Genomic DNA, 22,944 nt, shown 5'->3' with positions numbered 1-22,944 from the left:
CTACTCTTTGCGGACGTCCGTTTCCTCCGCCGCACGCGACTGCCGCCCTGACTTCAAGGAGGAAAGAAACGCGACGACATCGCGGATTTCCCGCGGCTCAAGTATGCCCAGCATCGGTGGCATGATGGAAACTGCCGCGCTCTGCTCCCTGATGTTCGAACGGGGAATGTGCTGATAGCGACCGTCAAACTGCCGCACCGAAACCGTCGTGCCGTCCTCCTTCGCCAGCGTGCCGCTGACCGTGCTTCCATCGCGCAGCGCAACCGTCACGAGTCCGAATCCCTGGGCGATCTTCGACGAAGGCGCCAGAAGCGACTCCAGCAATTCCGCGCTCGAACGCTGTGAACCGATTGTCCTGAGATTCGGACCCACCTCGCTTCCGCCATTGTTCGAAAGCGAATGGCACGCGAGGCAGTTCGCATTGAGGTGGGTGTTGACGATGGTTTCACCGGCGCGGGTATCACCGCCCTGCAGAAGTTGCGCATGCGCCTTTCCTTCCGCCGACGCATCATACGATTTCACGGGTGCCTCAAGCGCCGCGTTCTCCCGTGCCCGGCTCCGCAGCGCCTCGATCACATCGAGCTTCAGCGCCGGATCACAGCGCCCGGCGGCCAGATCGCGTCCAAGTTCCAGCAGGAGAGCATCAGCTTTCTCCGCTCCCGCGCGCGCCAGCAGTGCAATCGTGTGCTGCTTTTCCGTCACGCCGCGTTCAGCGAGGACCGTTCGCGCTTCGGCGCACAGTTTCGCCGCGTCGCTCGGAATCAGCAGTTCCATCGCAGCCATGTGCAGCGCATCAGGCGATCCTTTGTCCAACGCCGCCTGCATGGCGCTCGCTCCAGCGCCCGGCTCGCGGACTTTTTCGCCGAGCAGCTTGAGCGCAAGCGCCCGCTGATCGGCGGCAGCCGTGGGGTCCAGGACGATCGCGGCGATCTGCTCGGGACGCGCACGCAGGGAGTGGGCGATCATCACGCGGATCGCCAGCGACTTCAGTGTCGGATCGGCAACGGCCAGGAGTTCGCCAAGCCTGGGCGTGAGCTGCTCCGCTATCGGCGCCGGATGAAATGTCCGCGCGCAGCCATCCACCAGATCGAGCCTCGGAGGTTCGGGCCAGACGCAGAGAGCGTTGAGCGCGATGGCACGATATTCCGTCTCAGCGGACGCATTGAGTGAATACGCGAGAAGGCGCTTCGCCGCACCCTCCGTACCCAGGCGCAAGCAGGCATTGATGGCTCGCCTCGCGACGGCATCTTCGGAAGGGTTGTCGTCAAGCAGCGCGCCAAGCGCGGGAAGAGCGTCGGGAATACCACGATCGTCGTGGATGCCGCGCACCGCCTCCGCCACAATCCGCGGCTCCGGGTCCGCGAGAAACTCCGCTATGCGCGGCGACGCGAGCTTGCGCAAGGCAAGCACGGCAGCCATGCGCTGAGCGGCGGACGCGGCATTCTTCCTGCCCGCGAGTTCTTCCGGTCGCGCGCATCCCGCAAGCGCAAAGACGGCTGCGTGGCGGCCAACGGGATCGTTGCCCGCAGCATCCGCGTACCGCCAAAGCGCATTCGCCGCTTCGGCGACATGCTTCTTGCCCAGCGCGATCGCAGCTTGAACACGAACCCGCGCGGATTCATCGGCGAGGCACGCTATCATCGCAGAGGTCGACTCCGAGGTCAGCGGCGCGTCTCCCAGAATGCGGACGACCTGCCGGCGAACCTCGGGCTCGGTGTCCCGCGCAAGCGGCACCATGTCATCCACAGCGGCCGCCCGCCGTCTGAGCAGTTGTCCGAAACCCCAGATTGCATGTATGCGCCCCAGCAGCGCGCCTTTCGCATCCGACGCCATGGCCAGCAGCGTCACCGCGTCATTCCTCGCCGCGAGCGCGAATTGTGCACCCTGACGCACACGCTGGTCGCGATGCGCCATCAGGGTCTTCAGCTCATTTAGCGACCGCTGGTCGAATCCCGCGGACAAGATCGCCTGCGTCTGGCGCCGCTCCTCCACATCCACCCCCGAAGCGGCGTCCACCTTCCAGACCGCCCCCAGCCCGTCGAGCGGATAGCCGCCGATCCAGTCCACCATCATCAGCGATCCATCGGGATGCCAGGCCATGCCGATGCCCATCACCCCCTCATGAAGGATGCGCGCATCAACCATCCGGTAGGAATCCCCTGTCTCCTCCACACGGAAGCCCCGCATTTTTCCCGAGGGAAACTCATTCAGGAGGAACATGCCGCGCTGCGCTCCTGAAAGCGCGGTGCCCGGATCATGACGAAAACCCGCCGGACCGTCGGAGTAGTTTGAAAGCGGCGGCAGGTGATGGGCACTCTGTCCGTCAAACGCGGGTTTCCACAGGAGCTCCCGCATCCATGGGCTCTGCTCCATCATGTACTGGTAGTTGCACCGCCACCCGCTGTCGGAGCCTTCAAGAATGCAGACAAAACGCTCCCGCTCCCCGTTCATGTCCGCGTCGTTGTCCACGCCGAAGAGATCTCCAAAATCATCGAACGCCGGCTCCTGCACATTGCGAAGGCCGTGCGCATAAACCTCGAATCCGCTTCCATCGGGTTCGATGCGGAAGACGCTCCCTTCATTGGGATAAAAAAAGTGGCGCCCGTCCTTCGTGGTCACGTTCACACCCTTGTCGCCGTTGCTCCAATAAATCCGGCCGTCAGGTCCCACCATCAGCCCGTGCATGTCATGACCGGCGTAGCCGAAATGCAGGCCCATGCCGCTCACCACGAGTTCGCGGATGTCCGCGACGCCGTCGTCATCGGTGTCCCTGAGCCGCCAGAGTTCAGGCGCCACCGTGACATACACCCAGCCGTCGTGATAGAGCACGCCCGCGGCGATTCCATTGACCTCGCTGTTGAATCCCTCGGCAAACACAGTCAGGCGATCGGCCACGCCATCGCCATCGGTGTCGCGCATCTGGTACACGCGTTCCTTCAAGGCGGTCAGGTCATGCCAGTCGATGGAGCCGTCGCCATTGTGGTCCTTCAGCATCCCGCGCGGCACCCGCAGTTTTCCCGGTGCCAGCTCCCGCTTCAGGAAGGCGCGCTTTTCATCCACGCTCGTCAATGCGACATCGTCTGGAACCCACATCAGGTGCTCGCGGATGTCGAGATCCGCGGCCTTGCGGCGCGTTGTCGAGGTGACATAGACCCGCCCCTGCGGATCCACGCTGCAGGCCACGGGATCGGGTACATTGATTGCGCCCGACCACTTCACGAGCGCCAGCCCACCCTCCCCATTCGCCGCGGCACGGATTGAAAGGGTGCCCATTCCGGCAACAAACAAGGCGATACACGCAGCACCACGGAGGATCGGGGAACAAGAGGTCATTGAGCCCCCCAATCTGCCGGTTTCCGTCAAAGTCCGCAAATCGGATTTGCCCGGCGGACGCAGAACGCTGGCATACGTTAACTCCGAACAGCCAACACGCAGCTGATCAGCAAGGCGCGCTGCCGTGCACCGCGACTCCTGCGAAGCCAGTCCATCGCAGGTCCCGCGGCACCCGTGCCAATATCACGTTTGAGATCAATGAGGAACGACGCATCAAGCATCGGGGCTGACGCCCCGCCTTACGCCAGTTTGTTCTTTAAAAACTCGATCGTGCGCCTCCACGACAATTCGGCCGCCGCCTTATTGTAGCGGGGCGTGGTGTCGTTGTGAAACCCATGGTGCACGCCAGGGTAGATGAACGCCTGATAGTCGATGCCCGCCGCCTTCAGGGCTTTTTCGTAGTCGGGCCATCCCGCGTTGACCCGGGTGTCGAGCTCCGCGTAGTGCAGCAGGAGCGAGCCCTTGATTTTCGCGGCGTTCTCCGCGGACGGCTGGCCTCCGTAGTAGGGAACCGCGGCCCTGACGATTTCGGGCAGACGCCAGGCCAGCGTGTTGGCCATGCCGCCTCCGAAACAGAATCCGGTGACGCCGATCGATCCGTTGCATTCCGAGTGGGTCTGCAGAAACCTCGTGGCCGCGACAAAGTCCTCGGTGACTTTTTGCCATCGAGTTTCTGCTGCATCTTGCGCCCTTCGTCGTCGTTGCCGGGATAGCCGCCGAGCGGGTAAAGGGCGTCGGGGGCGAAGGCGACGAAGCCGGCGAGCGCCACCCGACGGGCCACGTCCTCAATGTAGGGATTGAGGCCGCGATTTTCATGGACGACCACGACTCCCGCGGTTGGTCCGGTCGCCCCGGCGGGTTTGGCGAACAAGCCGCGCATCCCGCCGCTGCCATCCGGCGACTCATAGTTCACGTAGGAAGACATGACGCGGCCGTCGTCCTTCGGCACCTGGCTGGCAAACGCGTATTGCAGGCTGAGCATGTCCAGCAAGGCCGCCGCCGTGATGCCGCCGACGGCAAATTTCGCCGCGCGGTCCAAGAAAGTCCGGCGGTCAATCTGGCCGTGTGCGTAGTAGTCGTAGAGATCCAGGAGTTCCTGGTCGAATTCCCGGGCAGTGGGACCTTTCATGGTGTTCTGGGGTTGAGGTGGGACTGACCGATGACCGGATGAATCGTGCCGGCGCTATTCCCGGAAGCAAACTCCGATGTCCGGCCAGCGGGCTTCAACGATGACTCGCTGCCGTCATTCCCAGTGCGTCCGATCCGCTCACCTGGCTTGGCCGATTCTAGCAAACGGCAAAGCACAACGGACGTGCAGACACACAGAGGGGACCAGGGAAAAACCAAGAGACTTCGTCAAAGCGTGCCGGACTCCAGCTCCTTGAGGTAGATGAAGTCCGGCGCCCTGACACCCGCATCCTTGCGGATCTGCACCAGACGAGGGCTCTCGAAGAAAGCCCGCGCCGCCGCAGCCGACGTCCACGCCGAAAAATGGACGATCCTCCTTGGTTCATTTTCGTAGCGAAGAACCTGATACGAGCGTTCGCCGGCCGCCTTTCGAATCCCTGCAGCGTCATCAAACACCCTTTTCCAGGCGTCATAGTCAGCGACCTCGTGGATGATCAGAACGTGCTCCATAAGAAACCGGCAGCCGCGTAGCCGCCGGCGAAGAAAGATTCAGCCATGCGCCGCGCGCGGGCGAGCGGAAAGCAGTCCACCTTGAGGTGAAAGCAACAGGGATCCGACCGCGACCCGGTACATCGCCGGTCCGGGTCAATGCCCTGAGCGGCCTATGCGGGCCGCCAATTCAGCCAAGATGTCCTGGCAATTGGTCTCGACCGCATTTCAAGAAATGCAACACGGGGTGAATCGGCGGCACCCTCAGGGGCGCATGGAGATGAGACGAACTGCGTTCGATTTCATGCACACGACTTCACGACTCTCCACTCCAAGCATCATTTCCGCTCTTGGACCAGAATATCGAATATCCCAACGCGACGGGGAAGCTTTCACCCAATATCGCATTCGAGTTGTCCGCAAAAACCGGCGTCGGCATTCCGGCGCCTTTTGTCCGCGCTCTCCGGCAATATGGAACGCGCATCCGCAAGTTTTCCGCCGCACCAACCCATGAATCCCGCTGCCTGCACCTCCAGCTTGATCGTCGCCGTACTCGGCTTCGCCCGATTTCTTCCCAGTGGCCAGTGCTAGTCTCTCCATCATTTAACTTAGTGCCATTCAAGGCTGACCCTCTTTTGATCGCTCATACCAAAGAACGCGCCACGGCACGCCCAAATCCGGCAGGTTCGCGTCAGGGCCGCTTTTCCCGGCGCAGGAAAATCACCGCGTCCGTCATGTCGGCCTTGGCGAGATCGCGCGCGAGTTCCGCAAGGGCGCGCACTAACCCGCCGATGTCGGACGGCGCGATGGTCTTGTCATCGACGAAGATCACACCGCCGTGCGCACGGCCTTCCTCCGCCCAGGCCTTGAGCAGGGGCGGGATGGTCTTGCAGTCGTAGGTCACGAGCGTGAGGTTTTGCTCCGCGGCGGCGGCGAGAGTCAGCTCGTCGGACACGCCGAGGAACCGGCCGTCCTCCCATTCGGCGAGGCCGATGGCCGCCGGCGCCTTGGGCCGGCGGCGCAGGCCGTCCGCCACGTCCGGCGATACGTGCTCGTCGAGCAGGAGCCTCAGCACGGGATCAATCTCCGGTGGGACCGCGACCGACAAACTCCCGCGCCTGCGGCAGCATCCGCGACAGGGTGTCGAAGCCCGTCTCGTCGTGCTCGGCGAGTGCGGCGTCGATCTCGTCCGGGTAGGCGCGGGCATAGTTGAAGGCCGCCTGCACCTTGGCCTCGGGCCAGCGCAGGTGCTTCGCGACCACGGCGGCCTTGGTGCCGTGCGCGCGGGCGAGCAGCATGATTTCCCACACGGCCAGCGAGCTGCCCTGCACGCAGGCTTGCCGGCCGGCCTTGGTGTCGCGGAAGTCGATGAAGGCAAAATCGGCGCGGCGCAGCCCTTCCTCGACCAGGCGGGCGCTGGCGTCGCTCGGCGTCCAGCCGTGGGTGGCCGCCATGCGCTTGAGGCGCTTCCCGCTGTGGAGCGGCAGACGCATGCTGATGACCATCGATCCGGTTGTTTTCATGGTTTTCCTCCTATGGTAACTCTTGTAACTAGTGTAGCACCGTCAGGGCAGGGCTGTCAAATCCAGTTGCAGCCCTTTGACTCGCCACGGGATTTCCGGGTGGGGTGGCAGGAGGAGGAGGCCACGCGGACCATTCCGACCACCGAGACACAGCGGAATTCTGACGATTTGAGGGCGGAGGTCCGCGGGGTCATCGACGTGAAGCCATGTCCGCATTGTTCGCCCATTTCTCGGCGAGGGCCGCGAAGATTCCGCCCCGGTGCTACGAGGGGAAATTCCACACGACCAAGTTCCGGCCGAGGTTCGTCGCACGTGGAAACCGCGGTTGGTATGATCCGGAGTGATAGGTGACAGATTGTCCATGGTGATGGGTTACATTCTTGCCATCAAGAATGCATGTTTTCGGACATGCTCTAGACGGACAGCATGGCGAGACTGACAATCGGAGGCTTTCAAAAAGGGCGTATCGGGTTTTCATGGGTAAAACGTCCACAGCCGACCTTTCTTCGCATCGTCTCCGATGCTGGCCTGGCTAGTGGTGTTGCGCTGCTACACAAAGGTCAATTTTAGGCATCATAAAGTAACCTATGTCCCCGGACAAAGTGTAACCACATGTCCGAATCAAACCGTTTCCACGGCTTCTCAAGCCAAAGGGGTCAAACCTCACTTTTCGTACTTGTGTCAGTCCGGAGACCGCGGGGCACACATCATCATTCGCATCAATAAGTCTCGGCACACAATGACCAGCGGGAAGGCGCTATTCCGCTTGATGCCATGGCGGAATCGGCAACACATGATTCAAATGGGAATGGAACCGCCTGCCGCGGCCGCGCCGTCGACGGCCTGCCTCGAACCTTGTCATGCCCGTGTGGAGATGGTCCGGCGACAAACTTCACGCCCATCCTCGGGTGCAACGGCGCGCCCTCCTCCATACGCCCTATGGAGAGATCCCGCAAGCATGCGCCCGGCCGATGCAAATTTCCCCGGGAGCGCTACTTCACATACACGCTTTCGAAAGCGGACTTGAAGAGGAACGGCGGTTGACGATGGAACGACGCAAAGGCCCACATGCGGCTTCATTCATCGGGATGGTTGCGGGCTGACCAGCTGTGTCCAAATGCCGCCATCGGGGGTGATGACGCGGAATGTTGATCCAGCGCGAACGAGGTTTGACGAATCGCGGTGCTGCGACGTCCGCGTCGACCTCCTGCGACGTGCCGCCGCCTTCGGCCTTGCGGAAGCGGAATTCGATGCCGCCTCCAGCCAAGATTCCAAGATACGCATGCGATGATCCACTCGAAAGATTCGCCCGGATCATCACCCCGCCCTTCGCATCAGGGTGGGAGTTTTCAACGGCGGATATTTCGGCGACAATGGTCGTGTCTCCCCTTGCTTCCAGATAGTGAAATTGAAACGCATCCGCGTATCCGCCGATGTCGGCTCCGGAACTGTTCAATGTGATCACGTCGGTTCCACGGTCATGAACCGTATTGCCCGTTGATCCGATGTACCCGATGTCGGCGGAGAACCAATCGGGCGGCTTCGTCACACTGACAGATTCGAAGGTTGAGGCATTCAACTGTGCGTTGTCATGCGAGGTGACGGCCAGCCCCACCTCTGCACTGTCCGCCATCGCAAACAAGGTTGAGCCCGACTGGAACCAGAGAAGCCCATCGGGCGACTGCCATGCTGTGAACCTGTCCCCCACGCGCTCCAATCTCAGCCAATAGGGGGCCGAAACCCCGGATACATGCGCGTCCTCCATCGTCTCCCCTCCAGTCTGTTCGCGATGCGAAAGCTGCGTGCCACCCGAGGCGCTGAGCGCGATATTGACGTTGACTGCGTTTGCGGCGGTGCCTCCGCGAAACATGAGACCGGCCTTTGCCGACGGGTGTGTATTCTGAACGGATGTCACCCGCGCAACAATCCGGCCATCCCCCTCCCACGACTGATGCACGAAATGGAATTGATCCGACATTCCAGTGATATCTGCCCCGCCACCGGAAATCGTGTAGCCACCCGTTGATGAATTGTAGCTGACGGAGCCCGCGCGGACAGGAGAGCCGACATCCTGACTGGACGCAAAGACCCCATTGACGCCTGGATCAATCGCCATGCCCAGAGTCTGGGTGTCCTCGTCACTGGCACCAGTGCTTCCATCAACATCGGAAACCCGAACCGTGAAAACAATCGGACCGCCATAGACTGTTGGAGTGCCGCTGATGATGCCTTCGCCCGAAAGGCTCAGTCCAGCCGGAAGACTGCCTGATGCCAGGCTCCACACGAGCGCGCCGTCCCCGCCACTCGCCGCGAGCCTGCTGCTGTAGGCCTGCCCGAGAACACCATTCGGCAGCGCGGTTGTTGTTATCAAAGGCGCGCTGTTGGATCCGCTCGCAGGTTTTATGGCAAGACTGAGAAGGCTCCGGGATCCCGACACGGCGAGGGTGACGCGCGTGTTTTCGCAGGCTCCTGCTTCGGCAAGAATTCCCGTGGCAATGCCAAGGGATCCCCCGTTGCCAGCATCGGAAGATTCATCCGAGCGTTCCTTCAATGCGACAAGATCTTCATTTGACCATGCCGAGAAATTGGCCGTGCCGTTTGCATTCGGTAGGCTGCCTGTCGCTGCAAGTACCAGCAGGGTGTTCGCTGCGCGCGTGGTTGCTCCCGGAATGTTCGCGCTTGTCCCCGCCGTCGCTTCGACACCTGAAGCGGCGGAGTCGAAAGGATCGCCGGATGCGACCGCCCCGCGAAACGACAGGATGCGGGCCATCTGATGATCTCCGGAGTCGGAAAGCATCGGAGCTCCCTGCGTGCCATTGTAGCGCGACCAGAAAGCGGTAAGGCGAGTGGCGTCCGGAGCGCCCGGTGACCCGGTTCCCTGCGGAGTGCCGGCAACTGGGGTCCACGATCCACCGTTGGCATCGGCGATGTGGATCACTTCATTGGCGGTCTCGGCGATCAGCAGTAGAATGTCCCCGGCCTCGATCCCGGTCGGAAGCGCGGGCTGGATGGCTTCCGTTCCGGCTGCGAGCCGACCCACGGCGGAGAGGACTGGCGCCTTCGGCACATCTGCGAAATACTCCTTCATCTGCCTGGTCAGGGCATCGCGATCGGGCAGATCGGGGTAAACGTCCGGGGACCTGTGAATGTGTTCACCCATCGAGCTGAAACCCATAACCTCTCCCGTCATCGGATGAACCACGCCCGTCCACAGCGTCCTCGGTGCGTCACCGGAAATGTTCGTCCAAGTCACTCCATTGTCGACCGTCCTCCACCAGTTCGGCATGCCATGCAGACCAGCGATGGCGTAGAAGACGCCGGGCTGGTTGGGATCTGCGATGAGCTGCGTGATCGCCGTGGCCACGGGCGGCACCGTGACCGCGGAGCCGATCTCAGTCGTGAGAATGTCGAGCATCCCGCCCGCCATGGTGCGCAGGTTGACCGGCTGTCCGCTGGAATTTCGCAGAGGCGAATCAACCAGGTCAGCACCCACGCGCCTGATTTCGCGGATCACGTTGCGGTCATCATTCCGCACATAGAGCACGCGCTCCGGATTGAAACAATCCGCGCAGATGGCGCGTTCGACAAATGAGGATGTCGGCAGAATGTACCAGGGAATAGTCTGATTGTTCGCACCGGTGTCGTGTGTCGACCGGTAGATCTCCGTTCCACTTCGAGTTCCCCCTGATCTGACGTTCGCCCAGTAGGAGACGAGGGTGCCGCCATCCATGAGGCAGTCGAAAATCTCGTGGCTGTTGTGGTCAGTGAAGACGATGTCAGCAGGATTCGGTGCGCCAAGATTGCTGATCGCCCAGCGGCCGACAAAGGCCACGTCGGGATTTTTGGGGCTTCTTCGACTGTGCGTGGCGCGCGATTTAAGCTGCGAACTTTCGAGCGTGTAGGAGGCAACGGTGCCATCGGGATTGAGATCGAGGATCACCATTACATTCGATTGCCCCCCGGAGTTCCGGTTGGCTCCCGCAATGACGCGGTTGTTCGGGCAAATGACACCGCCGGCGCCGGAGACGTAACCCGTGGTCCCAGCACCCGCCGCGCCAAGAGCATCCTTGAAGGCCGGCGAACCGGTTCCAAGTCCGGCCGATGCAACCCAATGCATTCCGCCGTACGAAGAGTTGACGAATGAATCCTGGCAGACCCGCAGCATCTTCCTCCAGTCGCCGCCCCAGGCATCGAATCCGTTGCCTTTCGTGTGCATGCCGTCGAATCCCGAGACCAGGTCTCCATCCGAGCGCTCCGCTCCGTCGAGGGAGCGGGCCATGGTCTGAAACGTCGGAATAAGGCACTTGAATTCATCCGTGGGACAGAAATGAAAGCCGGCGTGCCCGCGCCGGACATTGTACCGCCAGGCTTCGTCTCCGCTTCCCGTTATCTCCTCAATGACGGTGAAATTTCTGCCGCCGTCGGAGCTGAGAAAGGGCGGCAGCCCCGGCTGCAGGTCGGTGCAGACCGCCAGCCTGTCCGGGTTCGCCGGCGAACCGCCCAAATGCCAGACCCGATAGTTTGCGGGCAGGCCGTTGTTTCCATTGGGTTTGGCAAAAGCGACAGAACGAATGTCCGATGTCTCCCAGACGCCGCCGTCGGCGTTCGCTGCGTACACTCCGATGCGCATGCCCGAAGGCGCGGCCGCTCCGCCGCCGAAAAAGTACCCCGCGGAGATTTCTACGCTGCCGCTGGAAGGGAATTTCCTTGTGAAGGTGGCTCCCATGTCCCGCGACACCCACAGCCCCCGTTTTCCGAGGATGGCGACATCACCGTTCGGAGCGGCGAGGATGTGGTAGATGCCATCGTTGCCGGAGGCATACTGCGAGACAGGAAGCTCCTGAACAAACTGGAAAGAAGCCCCGGCGTCCGTGCTCTTGTACAGAGCGATGTAACTGATGCTGCCGTCGGTCAGGATCTGCTCAAGCGCCCAGATCGGCCGATCCGCATCCGACAACCCGCCCGTCTGCGGCCGGCGCGCCACAAAATTGCTGCTGCGGATGACGCTGTTGCCCGCGTACGAGACTTCGGTGAACGCGCGCTTGCCGCCTGGAGCGTCCGGCCCGGGTCCGCTCGGGCGCGTGATTTCAACGCGTTTCGCGCGAGTGAGGCTGCTGTCACCCACATAAATGCCGTCGACTGAAATCGTGACAAAATCCTGCGAGCTGAACTGCCCTCCCAGGGCGACAAACAGATCATCGTCGGAATTCAGATACAGCCCGGCAATCTTTGAGCAGAACAACCCGGACAGGCGCGGATGCGTCCATGTGGCGCCATAATCGCGGGAAACCCGCACGCCGTTTTCGTCCTGGCCGGTGACGATCCATCCGCGCTTGCCGGCATCGGCCCTGCCCTCATTCCAGGTGATGACGCGTTGAAACTGAATGCCGTAGTTGCCGATGAGTTTGTTGTCGTAAACGCCCCTGTAGCGATTCGCCGCCGGCAGCCAGTCCTGAGCCTGCGCTTGCGCAGTGAAGACAAATGCGCTCATGGCAATGAGCAGCGCCGTCATCCATGCGTACTGCGTGAAAGGTTTGTTGCGCCGGATTTTCGGATTCATGGTTGCGTCTTGAGGTGAAAAGGTCGGGTCCGGGCTGCTCAACGGAATTGCATGAGCGGCGTCCGGAAGGTGTGCCTGGAGACCGATCCTGACAGGGCAGCGGTCAATCCACATTTTCGCAACCCAGTGATCACTTTATCTGTCAAGGGATACACTGCGCGCCGCCGATGACGATCCAGACGGGATGAAAGTCTCCGGAGTCATGATCACGGATAGAAACGAATACGAACCGGATTTCGGCGGGCCGAGTTCAGAAACTGACCGCAGAAAATTGACCACTGATCTTTCACCATTTGGAGGGGCACGCTCTGTTGTGCCCGGGAGACGTGCGTTGCGAAACGGCGCTGGCAAGTTCTCCACGGCGGCCCATGATCGCGAGGCGCGCAGCCTCCTCCGGCCAGTGCTATAACGAGTGAGCCGGCAGGACACCCTAAACAAATTTTCAAGAAAAGTGTTTTTCCGGACACAGTGGCTGGTCCGCTTGCGTTTCTCCCGCAACGGGTGTCGGCTGCCCGCTTTTCCCAGCGTGAACCCGCCTCAGCCCGCGTTCGGCCAGATCGACGCCACCGACCATGCGCGGTGGTTCGCGGAGCAGGTGCAGCCCCACGAGCCCGCCCTGCGCGCGTTCCTGCGCGGACGATTTCCCGGACTCGCCGACGTGGACGACCTGGTCCAGGAAACCTACGCCCGGGTGCTCCGCGCCCGTTCGGCGGGACAGCTCCGCGAAGTCCGGCCCTACCTCTTCGCCACGGCCCGCAACGCCGCCATTGACATCCTGAGGCATCAGAAGGCGTCGATGACCGACGCCATAGGGAATATCGAGCGCCTGCCCGTGGTGGAGGAAAGACCCGATGCGGCCGAAAAATTCTCCCATGAGCAGGAACTCGCCATTCTCCACGAGGCCATCGCCGCCCTGCCGCCGCGCTGCCGCGAAATTCTCACGCTTCGCCGCTTTCACGACCTCTCGCACCGCGAGATCGGCGCACGTCTCGGCATTTCGGCGAACACCGTGGACGCCCAGTTGTGCCTCGCTGTTTTCCGCTGCCGCCAGTTCCTGCTCGTCCGTGGAGTCACCCGCGAACGCCTCGCCCGGGCCTCGCCATCGATGAATCACTGACCGCAATGTCCTCGCCGTTTTCCTCATCGCCGACACCCATGCCCGCGCCAAACGCCCGGGAGCAGGCCGCGCTCGACTGGTTCAGCCGCTGCGATCGCGGACTGAGCCCGGAGCAGGAAGCCGAGTTCGAAGCCTGGCTAACCGCGGACCCCCGCCACGCGGAGATCTTCAACGAACTCGCCGGCACCTGGAATCTTCTCGGACGCGGAGCCGCCGCCACTGTGCTTGCGCCGCCCGCGGTGCCAGCTGCTCCAACCCACCGGTTGCTGCGCGCGTGGGCACTGTCGTGCGCCGCCGCAGCAGCAATCGCGCTTGCCTACGTCGGTTACTGGCACCCCGCGCACTACTCCGGGGAAATCACGACCCAGGTCGGAGGTCTGCGCACCCTGAATTTGCCCGACGGCACCTTGGTTGCGCTGAATACGGACAGCGTTCTCGCGGCTGACTTCAGCCCAGCCGAAAGGCTCGTGCGACTCGAACGTGGCGAAGCACACTTCACCGTGGCGAGGAATCCCGCCCGTCCCTTCATCGTCGAGGCCGGTGGCGTTTCCGTCCGGGCCGTCGGCACCGCGTTCAACGTGCGGCTGGATGATCACGCCATCGAGGTGTTGGTAACGGAAGGACGCGTCCGCGTGGATGATGCCGTTTCCGGCCACAGTCTGCTTGCGCACGCTCCCGACGTGGACAGCGCCACGATGGACGCCTTTGGTGCGCCGGTCCTCACCGCCAACCAGAAAGTCGTGGTGGCGCGGCCCGCACCCGCCGCCCGGGTCGAGGCGGTGCTGCCAGCCAGCGCCGGCGCGGCGGTATCTTCGGAGGAAGTCCGGCGCGAACTGGCGTGGCGGGAGGGACGCCTCGAGTTTGAACTGGCTCCACTCCGCGGAATCGTCGCCGAATTCAACCGCTACAACCGGCATCAACTGGCCATTGCCGATCCGGATCTCGCCGCAAAATGCTTCGGCGGATCATTCCGGTCAGATGACCCGGCTGGCTTCGTACGCATGCTGCACGACAACTACGGGGTGCGCGTGGAGGAAACCGAGTCCGCCTCCATTCTGCGTGCCGCGCGGTAGTGGCCTCTCTCGTCCAAGCGGAGATTCGCCCGAGTGTTGCTCAGGTCTGGCAGGCCAACCGTGAAAATCTTCGCCACCCTTGCGTAGGGTGTTTGCCGTGATGGCGCGTGGTTCCGTCAACCCGCGTGCTTTCGCGGTTCATCTCATGATCACCCGCACACCTCGATTCCTGCGCGCAGCACCGGCTGCGCTTGTCTGTGTCATTGGCCTGTCCATCACCTCCTTCGCGGCCGCGGTGAAAAGGACATTCGACATCCCGGCGGGCGAGGCCTTGCCGGCGCTCAAGCAGTTCGCCAAGCAGTCCAGCGAGCAGTTGCTCTATTCCGCAGAAGCCGTGACCGGCGTCGCCACCAAGGCTGTGAATGGTTACCTCACCCCGCGAGAGGCACTCGACCGGATGGTGGAGGGGACCGAATTGAAGGTGGTGTCTGATCGCACCAATGGTGCGTTGAGCCTGGTGAGGGTCCCCGACCCAAACGCCCCACGCCGGCCCCAAAGCGATGAGGTGCCGGCGAGGGTTGAAGACGGAAAGGTGATACTCAACAAGTTCGAGGTCTTCGGTTTGAAATCGATCAACGCCGACCTCCCGCGCACGCGCGATGACGTGCAGCCATATGTGGTCTTCGGTCGCGACCAGATCGAGCAGTCCAATGCCACCAACCTGGACGAGTTCTTCCGCACCCGCCTGCCAATGAATAATAGCGGGGCCGGCACGCCCCTTAGAAATCAGGGCTCCTACAGCTACAGCTCCGTCAATCTGCGGGGACTCGGCGTGAACCAGACCCTCATCCTTGTAGACGGCCGGCGCATCCCTTCCCTAAACGTTGGCCCTGCAGGCAACGGCACCGCGCAGGGTGATGTCAATGGCATCCCTTTGAGCATGATTGAGCGCATTGAGATTCTGCCATCGACGGCCTCGGGTATCTACGGCGGCGGCGCCACCGGCGGTGTCATCAACATCATCACCAAGAAGGACTACACCGGCATCGAGACCACCCTGTCCTACGGCAACACCTTCGACACCGATACATCCACGCGCCGGATCGACCTGAACGGCAGCCTCTCGCTGCAAGGCGGCAGAACATTCCTGACCTTCAGTTCCAGTTTTTCGGATGGCACCTCGCTGCTGGTGCAGGACCGTGACTTTGCGCAGCGCTCGCGCGCGTTGCTTTTGGCGAACAATCCGGCGGCGATTTATGGGCCGAGTGTCACTCCGCCGCAGGGCTATACGCCCAACATTCGCAGCCAGAACGGCTCAAACCTGATGCTGAAGAGCGGCACGGCGCTCAATTCTCCCTATACCCATGTGCCGACCGGCTACACGGGTGTAGCCTCCGACGGTGGCGCAGCCTTGGTGGCAGGGGCGGGGTCCTACAACCTCGCCCTGCCCGACTCGCAGTTGGTGGGCGGACTGACTGGCGCGCTGTCAACACCCAGCATCAGGAGCTGGTCGGTCGGCGGCCGGCGGCGGTTCGGCACCAAAGTCGAGGCCTATGTCGACGTTTCATCGCTGGAGAACATCGGCAGTTTTCCCATGGTCTTTGCTTCGCCCACTTCCGTGACCCTTCCGGTCTCCGCGCCCGACAACCCATTCACCACCCCGATTGTGGTGGCCTATCCAATCACCAACCTCTCCTACCTCAGCAGGCAGGAAAACGACAGCGACCGCATCGCGGCGGGTGTGGTGGCGCGGCTGCCGCGAGACTGGAACATCGGCGTCGATCTCACCTGGACCCGGGCGCGCTATCTCATTCTCACGCCCTCCAACATGGTGGGCGATCCCGACGGAGCCGGCCCGTTGCCCTCCTATTCCACGGCTCTGGTCGCCGGCACCTTGGATGTCGTGCGCGACTTGAATGTGCATCCTCTGAATTACACGCCCTACCTGATGCCGGAGCAGGTGCAGCGTTACGACTACGGCACGATCGGTAAGGAAGGCACCTTGCGTGCCGCCGGCCCTCTCTGGCAACTGCCGTCCGGCCCTCTCACGATGGCACTCAGTGTCGATTGGCGCAGGGAGGGTCAGCCGTCCGTGATCCTTAAGTCGGTCTCGAGTGTGCCGAGCACGTTTTCTTGGTATCCACGGACGGCGGTCGATCAGGGTGCAGCCTATCTGGAAACACATGTGCCGGTCTTTTCCGAGAAGAACACTTCGTTCCTGCGCGCACTGGAATTCCAAGGCTCGGTGCGCTACGACACCTATCGCTCGATGTGTCGGCCCGACACAAGCACGATCACGGTTTCGGGGCCGAACGACCCAGGCCCCGGCTCCTTCACCTATCTGATTCGGAAACTGCATGACTATAGCAGCATGGCCGGGTTCAAATACTCGCCGGTCAGGGACATCTCTTTCCGGGTGAGTTGGGGCACGGGCTTTCTGCCGCCTTCGCTCAATCAGTTGGGCAGCTTTCTGTCCTTTGCCTCTACGGGCGTTAATCTCATGGATCCCAAGCGCGGAGGGGGTCTGGCGAGCACCGGTCCAATCACCCTCAACCAAGGCGGAAACCCGTCCTTGGATCCCGAACTTTCTCGGAGCCTGTCGGCGGGCATCCTCTATGCGCCACGTTTCATGTCCGGGCTCCGGTTGTCGGTGGACGTGACTCAAATCGACAAACGGAATGAGATTACAACCCTGAGCCCTCAGCAGGATCTGGACTACGAGGGCCAGATTCCATGGCGCGTGTTGCGGGCACCGCTCACGGCGGCTGATCAGGCCCTGGGCTACACCGGGGGACGGATCCTGGCGCTTTCCACTCAATTCATAAACTTGGCCAAGCGGAGGCTCCTGGCGTATGATTTCCAGTTGGACTACGAGCGCAAGATTGGCGCACTGGGGAGCTTTCATCCCTATGTTGTCGCGACCTACCAGCCCCAGTTTTCCCTTCAAATCCTGCCCAACACACCCTTGGTCAACCAAGTTGGCTTCACCGGGCCTCTGCGCTGGCGCGGCAATGCGGGCCTCGATTGGAAACGTGGCCGATGGTCCGCGGGCTGGAACCTGCAATATTACGATTCCTACCTCGGCTATTCCGCCACCGGATCGGCGGCGGCCATCGCCAGCCTTATCCTGAACAATGGGACGGCAAAGGTCCCTAGCCAGGTTTACCATGATGTGTATGGCGGCTATGAATTCGGGTATGCCACCGGACGTTGGCAACGGTTTCTCAACTACACCCGGGTGACCGTTGGGGTGCAGGACATCTTCAACACCGAGCCGCCGATCCTCGCGTCCGCGTCCACGACCACATCGTACAGTGCCTACGGCGACCCGCGGCTGGCCCGCTACACGATCACACTTCGCAAAAGGTTCTGAGCGGCGCAGGCCGGCCCCTAATGCGAGCAACCTTCGTTCCCCCATGAAAAGCCCCCTGCGGCTCCTCTGTCATCTCATCTTGCTTCTCATTGCTGCGTTCGCCCCTCCGGCCCATGCAACCGAAGCACCAGTCGTGGCACCCTATCAAATGGACCTCACTGAGTTGAACTCACGCATCCTGCGGAAGGTGCGGGCCGAGCACGCCAGTGCGCGGGAACTGGCCCCGGAGATAGCCGAGTTCGACGTTCTGCTCGCCAAGTACAAGGGCCAACTTGAGGCGGAGCTTGGCATCCGCCTCAATCGGGCGATGTTCACGCTGGCAGTCCTAAAGGACGAAGCCTCCGCCAAGGGCCAATACGAGGCGGTGCAGAAAAATTATCCCGGCACCAATGGGGCCAACACGGCCGACAGGATGCTGGCTTCCCTGACCCCCGAGGCGAAAGCCAAGCGGACGGCGGCCATGGCCGCGCATCAGGCCAAGCTCGATGCCGTGCGCAATAATCCTGCGCCGCAAATCGACTTCGCGTGGTCGACCCGCGACGGCCTCAAGCAGCTCTCCGACTTGCGCGGCAGCGTGGTCGTGCTGGATTTTTGGGCGACTTGGTGCGGGCCGTGCATCGCGTCCTTCCCCAAGGTACGCGCGGAGGTCGCGTATTTCGCCAACTCGCCTGTGGTGTTCCTCGGCGTGACCAGCCTGCAGGGCAAAGTCATGAATCTGGGGCCGAAGCCCATCGACGTGAAGGATCAGCCGGAGAAGGAGTATGCGCTCACCGCCAACTTTAAAAAGAAGCACGAGATGACGTGGGACATCGCGTTTTCCAGCCAGAAAGTCTTCAACGACGATTACGCGGTCACCGGCATCCCCAGCATGGTCATCATCGATCCCGCCGGCAAGGTGCGCCACCTCGGGCTCAACCCGCACGACTCGACCGCCGACATCCAAGGCAGGATCGCATCCATCCTGAAGGAATTTAACCTGCCGGTGCCGCCAGCGTAACAGCCCGCTGCCATGGTCGCCCAGTAGGATAACCGCCTTGGGCCCGTCAGTTGTCTCAGTGGCACCATATGAACCCGTCTGCGCCCTCCTGTCGGCAGCTCAAACAGCTCCACCGGAACGAACTTCGCAACCAACGCACACATGTGCTCTATCTCAGAGAAGGTGAACGGCCGGCAAAAGGAGTCATGGGAGAAATCGGTGAGCGTGAAGATCCACTCCTGATGCTTGCCCGGCTGATCACGAGATAACACGAACGCGAAGTCTACGTGCTGGCCCGGAGTGAAGCACGTGTGGACAAGGAACGCAGCATGCGCCGCCGCGCGTTGAAGAAATACTGGAAGCGCCTGGGCGAACTCGCGCAGTTGAAGCACGCTCCCACCCGCGACGAATTGCTGCTCAAAATCGGCCGGGCCGAAGCGCAGGCCGGTGCGGCTGCCAGGCTGGTCCGCGTCACGGTGTCCGCTGACAGCGTCCTCACGTATCAACCTGATCGTGACAAGCTGCGCCACGTGCGTTTGCGCGAAGGCCGCTATCTCTTGCGGACCAATCTCGACGCCAGCGATCCGGAGCTGATCTGGCGCTGCTACATGCAACTGGTGCTCGTGGAGGAGTCGTTCCGAACCTTGAAAGGCGATCTCGGATTGCGCCCGATCTACCACCAGAATCCGGACCGCATCGAGGCTCATCTGTTCATCGCCTTCATGGCGTACTGCCTGATGATCACGCTGCGCCAGCAACTGCGAGCAGCCGCCGCGGGTCTGATGCCTCGGGTCGTGTTGGAGAAACTCGCCACTCTGCAAATGCTCGATGTCAATGTGCCGACCACTGACGGCCGCGAACTGCTGCTCGTGCGACACACAGAACCAAGCCGCGACGTCGCCCTGCTGCTGGACTTGCTTGGTTTGCAATTGCCTCCCCAGGCACCGCCCAAAATCCGCGTGCTGAAATAGAGCACCTTGTAGTGGCGACCTTTGCCATTCCCAAACGATAAATCAACGTCTTACAAAAGCCCATTGCCCCAGTAGCGGAAGTCGGGGTAGTCTTGGATGCAGCCGGTGGGGGCGTCCCCCAGCGTGGACGGGGCGAAGGCGGAGTTGGTCGAGGCGAACGCGAGCAGTTTGCCGCGCCGCACCTGGTGGTTCACGCCGAGATGACCGCTCCACTGGCTGGTGCGGTCCTCCGTGTGCGGAAGCGAAGCGCCGGGCCGGCGGGACACCCCGCCTGCGCCGTCATACGATCAGCCTGAGAAGAAAGTTCTGATGGGAGGGCGACACCTGAGCATTACTCCGAAGAACCAATTCCAACCGTGACAACCTCCAGAAGGTGCCCGATTTCTCGGCGACCTGGTGCGGGCCGTGCATCAAGGAGCTGCCGAACGTGAAGGCGGTCTACGACAAGTATCACGATCGCGGTTTCGAGGTTGTCGGCATCTCACTGGACAAGGCCGGTGACCGACAGAAGCTGCTCGATTTCATCGCCAAGGAAAACATGCCCTGGCCGCAGCACTACGACGGCAAGTTCTGGAAGAATGAATACGTCGTGCAGTACGGCATCCAGGCGATCCCCGCGATGTTCCTGCTCGGCCCGGACGGCAAAGTCGCAACGACTGACGCCCGCGGTGAGAAACTCGAGGCCGAGGTCAAGCGGCTGTTGAATCTGTAGGCAACGCGGTTGAAGACACCACCCGCGCCCTCACTTCCGGATCCCCGTCGTGGCGCAGGGCGTCGATCCAGCTCGAGGTGTCAACCAGCTTCACGTCAGTGGGAGGCCCTCAGCCTGTGCAGATCGGCTTTGGTCATCATGTCCTTGAACCGACCCATGCTGCCCGCGAGTTTGGCGAGCCGCTGCCGGCGATTGAAGTCGGCCACGGCGAGGCTGACGGCCTCGGTCTTCGTCCGGGCCCTGGTGTGCCGCATGGCATCCTCCAGTTCATTTTCGGGAATATCCACGGTCGTTTTCATGCTTCCAAAATGAACAAAACTGGAGGCATAAACAAAGTGATTTACCCGCCGGGGCGCGCCAATGGTGCTGGGTGCGGGCCCGGGCGGCTCTTGACCACGGATGATCCGACTGCGGGACCATCAATCGGGCCGGGAACGCCAGTATTCACTGATTCACACTGATCCCAATTTTCCCGAACTGGTCAGACGGCAATGCAGCCGAGCGCAGAGACCGGCGTCGGGGTTCAAGCCTGTCAGCGGTTCAAGATCTCAGGCGCTTCACGAATTCCGCCTCAAACACCTCGTACACGAGGCTGCGCTCTTCGATGAAGACGGCATCGATCGATCCATCTTCCGCATGGGAGAAGATCAGGCGGAATTTTCCCACCCGGAGCCGGTAGTATCCGGCCAGACCGCCCTCCAGTGCGCGCAGATCGCCGCGCTCATGACACAAGTCCTGCAATGCCCGCTTGACCATGCGACGCTGCTCCGGGGACAGCCGTTTCGCAAAATCGATGATCTGCGTGGCAACGCGAAGGTTGCGGGTCATTCGGGAATGTCGCTGAGCCGTCCGAACTTGATCCTGCCAGCTCGGTGCCTGGCGATCGCCTGCATGGCGGACGCACTGCCCATGATCTCGAGCGTTTCGGCCACCGCCGCCATCCGGTCGTAGCCAACGACGCACGCCACCGGCATTTCGTGCCGCGTGACCGTGACGACCCGCCCCTTCTCCGCAGCCTTGATGAGGGAGGGAAAGCTGTCCTGGCCCTGGGAGACGCTAACGGTAGATTTCACAGAATAAACGGTAATTTTGCGGCGACTGGCGTCAAGCTCCTCCGTTGGGAGGCGTGAAGCAGGGGAATATGAACCGGTGGTTTAAGGTGACCCGCGAACTCCGGGCATGACGCTGCATGCCCCTCCAGCCGAGGGGAGTTTTCTACAACACTGGATGGGCGCGCTCCGTCGTGACCAGGGGACGAGCGTTGCGAATCAGCGCCGGCGAGAAATCACGCGAAATCGCTGCGCAATCGCGGTGGGTGGAATGACCAGTCTCCCTGACACACATCAAACTCACGAACGCGCAACCGCATGCGGCTTGGGAACCTGCTGGACATGTCCTGTCCCGCAAAACCAGAGTGCGGGGAATGAATCGACGCAGAACGATGATGATCTCCCGTTGTTTGACCGCTGGACTGACTTTCGTGGCATCGCTGGCTTGGGCGGAGAAAACTGGAGGAGCGTCTCAGCGCTCCCGGGAGCCGGCTTCATCCGGCTCAGGCGGCACCCCGTTCGTTCGCATCGAGCCGCTGAAGTATGAGGACGGCAGACCGGCTGCGGAATGGCGGTTGGAGGCGCGCGACGCCGGCCGGGTGTACCGGCACGGCGATGGGCCCAATGCGTGTGATCACCTCGGCGCGCGCGATTTGTGGCTCTACGAGCACAGTGGAACCTATTACCTTACTTACGACGGTGCCGGGCCCAAGGGGTGGCTTGCCTGCCTTGCGACGAGCACGAACCTCGTTGACTGGACGCCGCATGGGCCGGTGCTGGATTTCGGTCCGCCGGGTTCGGAGGATTCGGCGTCAGCCTCGTACGGCACGACCTTTTTCGACGGACAGACCTGGCACATGTTCTATCTCGGCACGCCCAACGTGACTCCCGCGCCGAACTTCATCCCGAAGTTCCCCTACCTCACGATGAAGGCCACCGGGAACTCACCCGCCGGGCCATGGCGGAAGCAGCGCGACGTGATTCCGTTCCGACCGGTGGCCGGGTCCTATTATTCGGCCACCGCCAGTCCGGGACACATCGTCCGGCAGGGCGGCGAATTTCTGATGTTCTTCAGCGCCTCCACGGACAAACCCATCCTGCGGACGATAAGCGTTGCACGGACAAAGGACTTGAACGGCCCTTGGGCGGTTGATCCCGAGCCCATCGTGCCGCTGGAGGAACAGATCGAGAACAGCTCGCTCTATTTTGAGCGCGCGAACCAGACGTGGTTTCTGTTCACAAATCACATCGGCATCGAGAAAGGCGGCGAGTTCACGGACGCGGTCTGGGTCTATTGGACCCGGGATCTGGATCACTGGGACGCGCGCAAGAAAGCGGTGGTGCTCGACGGCAGCAACTGCTCCTGGAGTCACAAGTGCATCGGACTGCCCGGCGTGGTGCAGGTTGGACGGCGGCTGGCGGTGCTGTACGATGCACCGGGAGGGAACAGCGCCAGCCACATGAAACGCGATCTCGGGCTGGCCTGGCTGGATTTGCCGCTCACGCCGCCGGAATAGGATCCGCCTCCAGACGGCGCTCAATTCGGAGCCCTCCGCCCAGCGACGTCGGAAAGATTTCACGCCGCGTCGCGGGGCACGCGAAAGGTGAGAAGTGTGGCTCGGGCTTCCAGCCCGCAGTCATCTTGAGGATCAATTGGAGGGTGGAATGCAGAGGTCGGAAATCGGGATGGCTTCACGCGG

The 22,944-nt window shown here is 62.0% G+C and carries 16 protein-coding genes and 1 pseudogene; 7 read left to right on the top strand and 10 right to left on the bottom strand.

What is annotated here, in order from left to right; translation table 11 throughout:
- The 6 genes and pseudogenes from HS122_16910 to HS122_16885 all read right to left on the bottom strand — a co-directional run bounded on the left by HS122_16910 (position 1) and on the right by HS122_16885 (position 12,033).
- The gene (locus HS122_16910; GenBank protein MBE7540076.1) at positions 1–3,273 is read right to left on the bottom strand and encodes a HEAT repeat domain-containing protein; all 3,273 of its coding nucleotides are present in this window, start codon (positions 3,271–3,273) and stop codon (positions 1–3) included.
- A gap of 299 nt (positions 3,274–3,572) precedes the next feature.
- Positions 3,573–4,462 (bottom strand): annotated as a pseudogene (locus HS122_16905) (dienelactone hydrolase family protein).
- A 227-nt stretch (positions 4,463–4,689) separates the two neighbouring features.
- Positions 4,690–4,971, bottom strand: coding sequence for an antibiotic biosynthesis monooxygenase (locus HS122_16900; GenBank protein MBE7540075.1), 282 nt, complete (start codon positions 4,969–4,971; stop codon positions 4,690–4,692).
- Positions 4,972–5,641: 670 nt separating this feature from the next.
- Entirely contained in the window at positions 5,642–6,025 is a 384-nt protein-coding gene (locus HS122_16895) for a hypothetical protein (GenBank protein ID MBE7540074.1), read from the bottom strand.
- 4 nt (positions 6,026–6,029) lie between these two features.
- Positions 6,030–6,473: a transcriptional regulator gene (locus HS122_16890; protein ID MBE7540073.1), complete on the bottom strand. Its 444-nt coding sequence runs from the start codon at positions 6,471–6,473 to the stop codon at positions 6,030–6,032.
- A gap of 997 nt (positions 6,474–7,470) precedes the next feature.
- A complete protein-coding gene (locus HS122_16885; GenBank protein ID MBE7540072.1) occupies positions 7,471–12,033 on the bottom strand; it encodes a putative Ig domain-containing protein in 4,563 nt (1,520 codons plus the stop codon).
- Positions 12,034–12,559: 526 nt separating this feature from the next.
- On the opposite strand from HS122_16885, the gene HS122_16880 reads away from it, so the two are divergent.
- The 5 genes from HS122_16880 to HS122_16860 all read left to right on the top strand — a co-directional run bounded on the left by HS122_16880 (position 12,560) and on the right by HS122_16860 (position 19,483).
- Positions 12,560–13,150, top strand: a complete 591-nt coding sequence (locus tag HS122_16880) for a sigma-70 family RNA polymerase sigma factor (GenBank protein MBE7540071.1) — start codon at positions 12,560–12,562, stop codon at positions 13,148–13,150.
- Positions 13,151–13,188: 38 nt separating this feature from the next.
- Complete coding sequence (locus tag HS122_16875) at positions 13,189–14,223, top strand: FecR domain-containing protein (GenBank protein MBE7540070.1); 1,035 nt, start codon at positions 13,189–13,191, stop codon at positions 14,221–14,223.
- Positions 14,224–14,368: 145 nt separating this feature from the next.
- Positions 14,369–17,536 (top strand): TonB-dependent receptor, encoded by a 3,168-nt coding sequence (locus tag HS122_16870; protein MBE7540069.1) that lies wholly within the window; start codon positions 14,369–14,371, stop codon positions 17,534–17,536.
- Between the two features lie 43 nt (positions 17,537–17,579).
- Entirely contained in the window at positions 17,580–18,533 is a 954-nt protein-coding gene (locus HS122_16865; GenBank protein ID MBE7540068.1) for a redoxin domain-containing protein, read from the top strand.
- Positions 18,534–18,823: 290 nt separating this feature from the next.
- Positions 18,824–19,483 carry a transposase gene (locus HS122_16860; protein ID MBE7540067.1) on the top strand — a complete coding sequence of 220 codons (660 nt, stop codon included), beginning with the start codon at positions 18,824–18,826 and terminating at the stop codon, positions 19,481–19,483.
- Between the two features lie 50 nt (positions 19,484–19,533).
- Here HS122_16860 and HS122_16855 read toward each other — a convergent pair whose 3' ends face one another.
- On the bottom strand, positions 19,534–19,749 hold the full coding sequence (locus HS122_16855) for a hypothetical protein (protein MBE7540066.1): 216 nt from the start codon (positions 19,747–19,749) through the stop codon (positions 19,534–19,536).
- 107 nt (positions 19,750–19,856) lie between these two features.
- Here HS122_16855 and HS122_16850 point away from each other — a divergent pair, with 107 nt between their 5' ends.
- Complete coding sequence (locus HS122_16850) at positions 19,857–20,195, top strand: TlpA family protein disulfide reductase (protein ID MBE7540065.1); 339 nt, start codon at positions 19,857–19,859, stop codon at positions 20,193–20,195.
- A 95-nt stretch (positions 20,196–20,290) separates the two neighbouring features.
- On the opposite strand, the gene HS122_16845 is transcribed toward HS122_16850, so the two are convergent.
- The 3 genes from HS122_16845 to HS122_16835 all read right to left on the bottom strand — a co-directional run bounded on the left by HS122_16845 (position 20,291) and on the right by HS122_16835 (position 21,268).
- Positions 20,291–20,494 carry a type II toxin-antitoxin system VapB family antitoxin gene (locus HS122_16845; GenBank protein MBE7540064.1) on the bottom strand — a complete coding sequence of 68 codons (204 nt, stop codon included), beginning with the start codon at positions 20,492–20,494 and terminating at the stop codon, positions 20,291–20,293.
- A 241-nt stretch (positions 20,495–20,735) separates the two neighbouring features.
- On the bottom strand, positions 20,736–21,023 hold the full coding sequence (locus HS122_16840; protein MBE7540063.1) for a hypothetical protein: 288 nt from the start codon (positions 21,021–21,023) through the stop codon (positions 20,736–20,738).
- On the bottom strand, positions 21,020–21,268 hold the full coding sequence (locus HS122_16835) for a type II toxin-antitoxin system prevent-host-death family antitoxin (GenBank protein MBE7540062.1): 249 nt from the start codon (positions 21,266–21,268) through the stop codon (positions 21,020–21,022). Before HS122_16835 ends, HS122_16840 begins: the two co-directional genes overlap by 4 nt.
- 407 nt (positions 21,269–21,675) lie before the next feature.
- On the opposite strand from HS122_16835, the gene HS122_16830 reads away from it, so the two are divergent.
- Entirely contained in the window at positions 21,676–22,761 is a 1,086-nt protein-coding gene (locus tag HS122_16830) for a hypothetical protein (GenBank protein ID MBE7540061.1), read from the top strand.
- The last annotated feature ends 183 nt before the right edge of the window (positions 22,762–22,944 follow it).

Source organism: Opitutaceae bacterium (genome assembly GCA_015075305.1).
Classification (GTDB): Bacteria; Verrucomicrobiota; Verrucomicrobiia; order Opitutales; family Opitutaceae; genus UBA6669.
Note: the sequence above shows the minus strand (reverse complement) of the source record. Positions and strands in the feature narration are given on the sequence as shown.